Consider the following 9,634-nt stretch of genomic DNA (forward strand, 5'->3'; position numbering starts at 1 on the left):
AGGAAACCGGTACCGCCACCGCGTCCGGCGATACCGGTGATCGCACCGGCCCCGCCCTCCGCCAGCGCCGCCAAACCGGCCAGCAACTCCTCCCGGTCGGCGGCCACCACCGCCCCCCGGCACTCCAGCGCCGCCCGGGTGGTGGCCGCCGCGAACGCCAGCCCGGACACGGTCACTTCCGGACGAGCCATGACGAACTCACGCCAGTGCGTCGCCTGCGCGGCCAGGCCCGCCGCGTCACGCCCGGAGAGCACCACCGGCACCGGCAGCGAGAGCACCGGCCGCGGCGCGTCCCCGGAAACCGGTGCCTGCGCGTCCTCGGCCGGGGCGGGGGCCTCCTCCAGGATGACGTGGGCGTTGGTTCCGCTGATGCCGAACGAGGACACCGCGGCGCGGCGCGGCCGTTCGCCGCGCGGCCAGGGCACCGCCTCGGTGGCCAGCGACAGGGTGCCGGACGACCAGTCGATGTGCGGGGAGGGGGTGTCCGCGTGGAGCGTCCTCGGCACGGTCTCGTGGCGCAGCGCCAGCACGGACTTGATCACCCCGGCCACCCCGGCGGCGGCGAGGGTGTGTCCGATGTTGGACTTCACCGTGCCCAGCCACAGTGGCCGTTCGCGGTCGGCGCCGTAGGTGGCCAGCAGTGCCTGCGCCTCGATCGGGTCGCCGAGGGAGGTGCCGGTGCCGTGCGCCTCGATCAGGTCGACGTCCGCGGGGGACAGTCCGGCTGCGCCGAGGGCCGCACGGATGACCCGCTGCTGGGAAGGCCCGTTGGGGGCGGTCAGCCCGTTGGAGGCACCGTCCTGGTTGACCGCGGAACCGCGGATGACGGCGAGCACCGGGTGGCCGTTGCGCCGCGCGTCGGACAGCCGCTCCAGCACCAGCACACCGACGCCCTCGGCCATGCCCATGCCGTCGGCCGCGGCGGAGAACGCCTTGCACCGGCCGTCGGCGGCCAGCACCCGCTGGCGGCTGAACTCGACCAGCGGCCCGGGGCCGGCCAGCACGGTCACGCCGCCCGACAGGGCCAGCGACGACTCCCCGTTGCGCAGCGACTGCACGGCCAGGTGCAGCGTGACCAGCGAGGTGGAGCAGGCGGTGTCCACGGTGATCGCCGGGCCTTCGACACCGAGGGTGTAGGAGACGCGGCCGGACAGGACGCTGGACACCACGCCGGTGACCAGGTGTCCCTCTACGCTCGCCGGGGCCTGCGCCAGTCGGGTGCCGTACTCCTGGTGGTTCTGGCCGACGAACACGCCGGTCCGGCTGCCGCGCAGCCCGCTCGGGTCGATCCCGGCGCGTTCCAGCGCCTCCCAGGACGTCTCCAGCAGCAGCCGCTGCTGCGGGTCCATCGCCAGCGCCTCACGCGGCGAGATCCCGAAGAAGGCCGCGTCGAACTCGCCCGGCTCGTCCAGGAAGCCGCCGCGCCGCACATAGGTGTGGCCGGACCGCTCGGGGTCCGGGTCGTAGAGGCCCTCCACGTCCCAGCCGCGGTCGGTGGGCAGTTCGCCGGTGACGTCCCGGCCCTCGGCGAGCACCTGCCAGAGGTCCTCCGGGGAGCGCACTCCGCCCGGGTAGCGGCAGGCCATGCCGACGACGGCGATGGGCTCGGTGCGGGACTGCTCGACCTCCTGCAGGCGGCGGTTGGCCTTGCGCAGGTCGACCATGACCCGCTTCAGGTAGCCGCGGAGCTTGTCTTCCTCGGTCACGTCCAACCCCCTTCAGTTCGCTCCGAGTTCACGGTCGATGAGGTCGTACATCTCCTCGTCCGACGTCGGGTCGAAGTCGTCGTCGGCCCCGCCGACCAGCGACAGCATCGCCCGCAGCCGCAGCTCGATGTCGGCCCGCTCGCCGTCGACGTCCTCCTGGGACAGGCGCTCGGAGAGCCGGTCGAGCGCGGTGAGGAGGGGTGGTTCGGCGGGCGCCAGCCGGGTGCGCAGGTACTCGGCCACCGCGGCCGGGGTGGGCCGGTCGAACACGAGCGTGGCCGGCAGCGCCAGTCCGGTGGCCTCGCCGAGCCGGTTGCGCAGTTCGATCCCGGTCAGCGAGTCGTAGCCCAGGTCGCGGAACGCCCGGTCGGCGCCGATCGCGGCCGCGCCGGAGTGGCCCAGCACCACGGCGGCCTGCTCGCGCACCAGCCGGAGCAGGACGGTGCGGCGTTCGGTGTCCGACAGCCCGGCCAGCCGCTGCGACCAGGCGGAACCGGACGGCCGCGGCTCCCCTTCGGGGGTGGCGCGCAGCGCGCGCCGCGCCTCGGGGATCTCGTCGAACAGCGGCCTGCTGCGGGCCGAGGAGAACAGCGGCATGAACCTCGCCCAGTCCACGTCGGCCACCGACAGCCCGGTCTCGGCGCGTTCGAGGATGGTGCCCAGCGCGTCCAGCGCCGGTCCGGGGGCGATCAGCGGCAGGCCCTGGCGCCGCAGCTGGCCGGCGTCGACCCCGTCGGGGAACCGGGCGCCGTCCCACACGCCCCACGCCACCGAGGTCACCGGCAGACCGGCCGCGCGGGCCTGCTCGGCCAGCGCGTCCAGTTCGGCGTTGGCCGCGGCGTAGGCGCCGTGGTCGGCGCTCCCCCACACCCCGGCGATGGAGGAGTAGAAGACCAGCGCGTCCAGCTCGGCCGGGTCGAGCAGTTCGACGAGGTGCCGGGCGCCCTGGACCTTGGCGCTGAGCACGTCGGCGTACTCGGCCAGGTCGGTGTCGGGCAGCGGGGCCAGCCGCATCAGCGCGGCGGCGTGCACCACCGTACGCACCGCCTCGCCCTGTTCGCGCAGTCCGGCGAGCAGCTCGGCGACGGCGGCCCGGTCGGCGATGTCGCAGGCCCGCGCCGTCAACCGGACGCCGAGGCCGTCGAGTTCGGCCGTCAGCTCGGCGACCCCGTCGGCGTCCGCGCCGCTGCGGCTGACCAGGACCACGTGCCGCACGCCGAGCCGGGCCAGTCGGCGGGCGACTTCCGGACCCAGCGCGCCCGTGCCGCCGGTCACGATCGCGGTGTCCCTGCCCTGCCAGCCGCCGGCCGCGCCGCCCGCGGGCGGGGCGTGCACCAGCCGCCGTACCAGCGTGCCGGAACCGCGTACGGCCAGCTGGTCCTCCTCGCCCCAGCCGCCGGCCAGCACACCGCGCAGCTGCTCCAGCGCGGCCTCGTCGGGTTCGGCGGGCAGATCGACCAGGCCGCCCCAGAACGCCGGGTGTTCCAGCATCGCCACCCGGCCCAGGCCCCACACCTGCGCCGCGGCGGGCTCGCGCAGCGGATCGGTGTCGCCGGTGCTCACGGCGCCGGAGGTCACCAGCCACAACGGTACGGTCGCGGCGAGATCGCCCAGCGCCTGTACCACCGCCAGGGTGGCGGCCACCCCGGCGGGCACCACGGGGTGCTCCGGGTGCGGGCGGCGGTCGGCGGCCAGCAGGGACAGCACTCCGCGAGGGCTGTGGTCGGCGAGCGCGCGGCGCAGCAGATCGGTCAGCGTGGCACGGTCGGCGTGCTCGGTGTCGACGGTGACGGTGCGCACCGGGAGGCCGGCGGTGAGCGTCTCCAGCCAGTCCCGCCGCGCGCCGGAGGCGGGCACCAACGCCAGCCATTCGCCGTCCGGTCCGGTGCGTTCCGGCGCACCGGCGGCGCGCCACTCGACGCGGTAGCGCCACCGGTCGGAGCGGGACGCGGCCTGTTCGGCCAGCCAGTACCAGCGGTGCTGGAAGGCGTAGGTGGGCAGGTCCACCCGGCGCGCGCCGGTGCCGGCGAACACCTCCGCCAGCCGCACTCCGGCCCCGCGGACGTGCGCCTCGGCCAGCGACCGGGCGAACCGCGGCCAGCCGCCGTCGTCGCGGCGCAGCGTGGAGAGGACGGCGGCCCGCGCGCCGGCGGCGTCCACCGTCTCCTGCACGCCCGGGGCGACCACCGGATGCGGGCTGATCTCCAGGAACGTACCGATGCCGGCGTCGAGGGCGGCGCGCACCGCGTCGGCGAACCGGACGGTCCGGCGCAGGTTGGTGTACCAGTAGTCGCCGGTCAGCTCGCGGGGGTCGAGCCGCTGCCCGGTGACCGTGGAGTACAGCTCGGTCCGCGTCGCGCGGGGGTCGATGCCGGCGAGCAGAGCGGCGAGGCTGTCCTTGACGGCGGTGACGTGGGGCGAGTGCGAGGCGTAGTCCACGGCGATCGGCCGGGCACGCACCCCGCGTGCCTCGCAGTCGGCCCGCAGCTCCTCCAGGGCGGCCGGGTCGCCGGAGACGACGGTGGAGGTGGGGCTGTTGATCGCGGCCACGCTCAGCCGGTCGTCGGCGAACAGCGCCCGCGCCTCCTCGGCGGGGAGGGCCACCGACATCATGCCGCCCTTGCCGGACAGTTCGGTCAGCGCGCGGCTGCGCAGGCAGACCACGGCGGCGGCGTCGGCCAGGGACAGCGCCCCGGCCACGCAGGCAGCGGCGATCTCGCCCTGCGAGTGGCCGATCACCGCCTCCGGTTCGACGCCGTACGCGCGCCACAGCGCGGCCAGCGACACGGTGACCGCGAAGGTCACGGGCTGCACCACATCCACCCGCTCCAGCGCCGGCGCGCCCGGCGCGCCGCGCAGGACGTCCAGCACCGACCAGTCGACGTACGCCTCGATCGCGGCGGCGCACTCGGCCAGCCGGGCCGCGAACACCGGCGCGGACTCGAGCAGTTCGAGCGCCATCCCAGCCCACTGCGCGCCCTGGCCGGGGAACACGAACGCCACCCGCCGCGCCGCGTCGGCCGCGGTGCCGTGCAGCACGCCCGGGGTCTCCCGGCCCTCGGCCAGCGCCTCGAGCCGTTCGCCCAGCTGCGCCCGGTCGGCGGCCAGCACGACCGCGCGGTGTTCCAGGGCGGCCCGGCCGGTCACACTGGACCAGGCGATGTCCGGCACCCGGTCGCCGGGTCGGCCGGCGAGGTGGGCGGCCAGCCGCGCGGCCTGGTCCCGCAGGGCGTCGCCGGTCTGCCCGGACAACGCGACGGGCAGCAGCCGCGGCTCGGGTTCCCCTGAGGCGGCACCGGAGGCGCCGGCCTGATCGGGTTCATCGGGGCGCGGAGCAGCGGACGCGTCCGCCTCGGCCTGCTCGATGACGACGTGCGCGTTGGTGCCGCTGATGCCGAACGAGGACACCCCGGCGCGGCGCGGGCGGCCGGTGTCCGGCCAGGACCGCGCCTCGGTGAGCAGCCGTACCCCACCGGACGCCCAGTCCACGTGCGGGGAGGGCTCGTCCACGTGCAGCGTCCGTGGCAGTGTCCCGTGCCGTAGCGCCTGCACCATCTTGATCACGCCGGCCACCCCGGCAGCGGCCTGTGCGTGCCCGATGCCGGACTTCACCGACCCCAGCCACAGCGGCTCGCCGGCGCGGTCGCGGCCGTAGGTGGCCAGCAGTGCCTGCGCCTCGATCGGGTCGCCGAGCGGCGTTCCGGTGCCGTGGCCCTCCACCGCGTCGACGTCCTGCGGCGCGAGTCCTGCGGCGGTCAGCGCGGCGCGGATCACCCGCTCCTGCGAGGGACCGTTGGGCGCGGTCAGCCCGTTGGACGCGCCGTCCTGGTTGACCGCCGAGCCGCGCACCACGGCCAGCACCCGGTGGCCGTTGCGGCGCGCCGCGGACAGCGGTTCGAGCAGCAGCAGGCCTACGCCCTCGGACCAGCCGGTGCCGTCGGCCCCGCCGGCGAACGACTTGCACCGCCCGTCCGCGGCCAGTCCGCGCTGCCGGGAGAACGCGGTGAACGTGGTCGGCTCGGCCATCACCGTCACCCCGCCGGCCAGCGCCAGCGCGCACTCCCCGGAGCGCAGGGCCTGCGCCGCGAGGTGCAGCGCCACCAGCGAGGAGGAACACGCCGTGTCCACGGTGACCGCGGGCCCCTGCAGGCCGAAGGTGTACGCGATCCGGCCGGAGGCGACGCTCGCGGCGGTGCCGGTGAGCAGGTGTCCCTCGACGCCCTCGGGCAACGCTCGCAGCGTGGTGGCGTAGTCGTGGTACATCACGCCGGTGAACACGCCGGTCTGGCTGCCGCGCACCGAGGTCGGATCGATCCCGGCCCGTTCCAGCGTCTCCCAGGCGGTCTCGAGGAGCAGCCGCTGCTGGGGGTCCATCGCCAGCGCCTCGCGCGGCGAGATCCCGAACAGCCCGGCGTCGAACCGGCCGGCGTCGTGGAGGAAGCCGCCGGAGCGGGTGTAACTGGTGCCCGGCTGGTCCGGGTCCGGGTCGTACAGGCCGGCCACGTCCCAGCCGCGGTCGGTGGGGAAGGCGCCGATGGCGTCGCCGCCGGAGGCCACCAGGTCCCACAGGTCCTCCGGGGAGGCGATCCCGCCCGGGAAGCGGCAGGCCATGCCGATGATCGCGATCGGTTCGTCCGCGGCGGCCGTCACCACCGGTGAGGCGGCCGCCGGAGCGGCGTCACCGAGCAGTTCACCGTGCAGGTACCCGGCCAGTCCGGCAGGCGTGGGGTGGTCGAACACCACCGTCGCGGGCAGCCGCAGTCCGGTCACGCGGCCCAGCCGGTTGCGCAGTTCCACCGCGGTCAGCGAGTCGAAGCCGACGTCCTTGAAGGGCCGGTCCGGTGACAGCCCGGCAGGGTCCGTGTGGCCGAGCACCACGGCCGCCTGGGCCAGCACCAGGTCCTGCAGCACGCGCTGCGGCTCCCCCTCGGCGAGCCGCCGGCGCAGCCCGTCGGCGCCGTCCGCCGGCGTACCGTCGACGGCAGTGCGGCGCACCGCCGGCACCAGTGCGCGCAGCACCGGGGAGAGCACGCCCTCGGCCGCCCGCTCGCGCAGCGCCACCGGGTCCAGCCGGGCGGCGACGAGCACCGGATCCTCCAGCGCGCCGGCCGCGTCGAACAGGCCGAGCGCGGTACCGGAGTCCAGCGGCAGCACCCCGGCGCGGGCCAGCCGGGCCCGGTCGGTGTCGGCCATCCCCTCGGTCATCCCGCTGCTCTCGGCCCACAGTCCCCAGGCCACGGCGGTCGCGGGCAGTCCGGCGGCGCGGCGCTGCCCGGCCAGCCCGTCCAGTGCGGCGTTGGCCGCCGCGTAGGCGGCCTGCCCGGCGTTGCCCAGCGTCCCGGCCACCGAGGAGAACAGCACGAACGCGGTGAGCTGCGGGCCGGTGAGTTCGGCCAGGTGCCGGGCGCCGTCCACCTTCGCCCGGAACACCTCGGCCACCCGCTCGGGGGTGAGGGCGGCCAGCACCCCGTCGTCGAGGATCCCGGCGGCGTGCACCACCGCCGTCACCGGATGCTCGGCCAGCAGCGCGGCCACCGCCTCCCGCTCGGCCACGTCACACGCCACCACCCGCACCGTGGCGCCGAGTCCCGCGAGATCCGCGGCCAGCTCGGTCATACCCGGCGCACCACCCCCACGCCGGGACACCAGCACCAGCCCCCGCACCCCGTGCCGCTCCACCAGATGCCGCGCCACCAGACCCCCGAGCGTGCCACTCGCCCCCGTGACCAGCACGGTGTCCTCGGCCGACCACGGCACCTCCCCGGACACCTCCGTCACCCGCGACAGCCGCGGCACCGACAACCGCCCCGCACGCAAAGCCAGTTGAGGTTCCCCGGTCGCCGCCAGCCGGGGCAGCAACGCCTCGGACGCGGCGTGCCCGTCCGTGTCCACCACGACGAAGCGGTCCGGGTGCTCGGTCTGCGCGCTGCGCAGCAGGCCCCACACCGCGGCCGCCTCGGGGTCGACCGGCTCCCCCGGCCCGGCGGCGACCGCACCACGCGTGAGCAGTACGAGCCTGGACCCGGCGAACCGCTCCTCGGCCGGCCAGCGCTGCGCCACCGCCAGGGCGTCGGTCACCGCGGCCACCGGGACACCCACGGCGGCGGGCAAGCGACCCGACCGCGTGTCCAGTTCGTCCGGGCCCGTCAGCAAGGTCCACGCGCCGTCCTCGGCCGGGGTGTCCAGCGGCACCCAGACTGTGCGGTAGAGGTGGTCCCGGCGGCCTCCGGCGAGTTGCCCGGCGGTCACCGGGCGGAAGGCCAGCGCGTCGATGACCGCGACGGGGTTGTCCTCGGCGTCGGTCACGGTGACCGACACGGCTCCCCCGGCCGCGGGGCGCAACCGTACCCGCGCCGCGGCGGCACCGGTCCGGTACAGCCGGACCCCGGTGAACGCGAACGGCAACGCCAGGGGGGCGGCGGGGTCGGCAGCACCGTCGGCCGGGAGGGCCGCGTGCAGTGCCGCGTCCAGCAGCGCCGGGTGCAAGGCGAACGCCCCTGCTTCCCCCGCCGCCGGTTCGGGCAGCGCGACCTCGCCGAACAGGTCCTCACCGTGCCGCCACAGCCGGCGCAGGCCCTGGAACACCGGGCCGTAGCCGTAGCCGAGCCGGGCCAGTTCCGGGTAGCGGCCGGCCGGCTCGACCGGGGTGGCGCCCTGGGGCAGCCAGCGGCCGATCGCGGGTGCGGGCACCTCGGCCGCGCCGAGTCTGCCCGTGGCGTGGTGCGTCCACTCCGTACGGCCGCCCGGCCCGGAGTACACGTCACTCCCGGCCGGCCGGGAGTAGACGTCCACGGCGCGACCGCCGTCCCCGCCCGGCGCGCCGAGCACCACCTGCACCCGTACGCCGCCGCGCTCGGGCAGCGGCAGCGGCGCGTGCACGGTCAGTTCCTCCAGAACCGCGCAGCCCGCCTCGTCCCCGGCGCGTACGGCCAGTTCGACGAATGCGGCGCCGGGCAGCACCGCGGTGCCGAACACCGTGTGTTCGGCCAGCCAGGGCTGGCGCTGCCGGGACAGCTCCCCGGTCAGCAGCAGCTCACCGGTGGAGGCCACCGGCGCGGCCGCGCCCAGCAGCGGGTGCGCGGTGGCGTCCAGGCCGAATCCGGCCGGATCCGCTCCGCCCGCCGGGGTGGCCAGCCAGTAGCGGTCCCGCTGGAAAGCGTAGGTGGGCAGGTCCGCCCGGGGCCCGGCGGCGCCGAACGCGGCGGTCCAGTCCACCGGGACCCCGCGCACATGTGCCTCGGCCAGCGACAGCAGGAACCGGCCGGGGCCGCCCTGGTCGCGGCGCAGCGAACCGACCACCAGGGCCGTGCTGCCCGCCGACTCGACGGTGTCCTGCACGGCGGCGGTCAGGATCGGGTGCGGGCCGACCTCCACGAACACCCGGTGCCCGGCGCTGTCCAGCGCGCGGATCGTCTGCTCGAAGTGGACGGTCCGGCGCAGGTTCCGGTACCAGTACTCGGCGTCCAGGGCCGCGGTGTCCAGCCGCTCGCCGGTCACCGTGGAGTAGAACGGGATCTCGGCGCCGCGCGGCCGAAGTCCGGCGAGCCTGTCCAGCAGGTCGGCGCGGATGCCTTCCACCTGCGGGGAGTGCGAGGCGTAGTCCACCGGGACCAGCCGGGCCCGCGCCCCGTCGGCGGTCAGCTCGGCGGCCAGTTCCCGCAGCGCTCCGGGCTCGCCGGACAGCACCACCGCGGCCGGCCCGTTGACCGCGGCCACCGACACCCGTCCGGCCCGGGCCGCCAGCCGCGGTTCCAGCTCGGCGAGCGGCAGCGCCACCGACATCATCGCACCGGCGCCGGACAACGCGCCCAGCGCGGCGCTGCGCAGCGCGCTCACCTTCGCGGCGTCGCGCAGGGACAGCGCCCCCGCCACACAGGCCGCGGCGATCTCCCCCTGCGAATGACCGACCACCGCGTCCGGTTCGACAC

2 protein-coding genes are annotated in these 9,634 nt (G+C 76.2%); both read right to left on the reverse strand.

What is annotated here, in order from left to right:
* On the reverse strand, positions 1-1,706 hold a 1,706-nt coding region (locus tag AB0L59_RS42085; RefSeq protein WP_365593455.1), incomplete at its 3' end, for a beta-ketoacyl synthase N-terminal-like domain-containing protein.
* 12 nt (positions 1,707-1,718) lie between these two features.
* The coding region (locus tag AB0L59_RS42090; RefSeq protein ID WP_365593458.1) for an SDR family NAD(P)-dependent oxidoreductase at positions 1,719-9,634 on the reverse strand (7,916 nt) is incomplete at its 5' end.

Origin of the sequence: Streptomyces sp. NPDC052109, from assembly GCF_040680195.1 — a bacterium.
Lineage (GTDB): Bacteria > Actinomycetota > Actinomycetes > Streptomycetales > Streptomycetaceae > Streptomyces.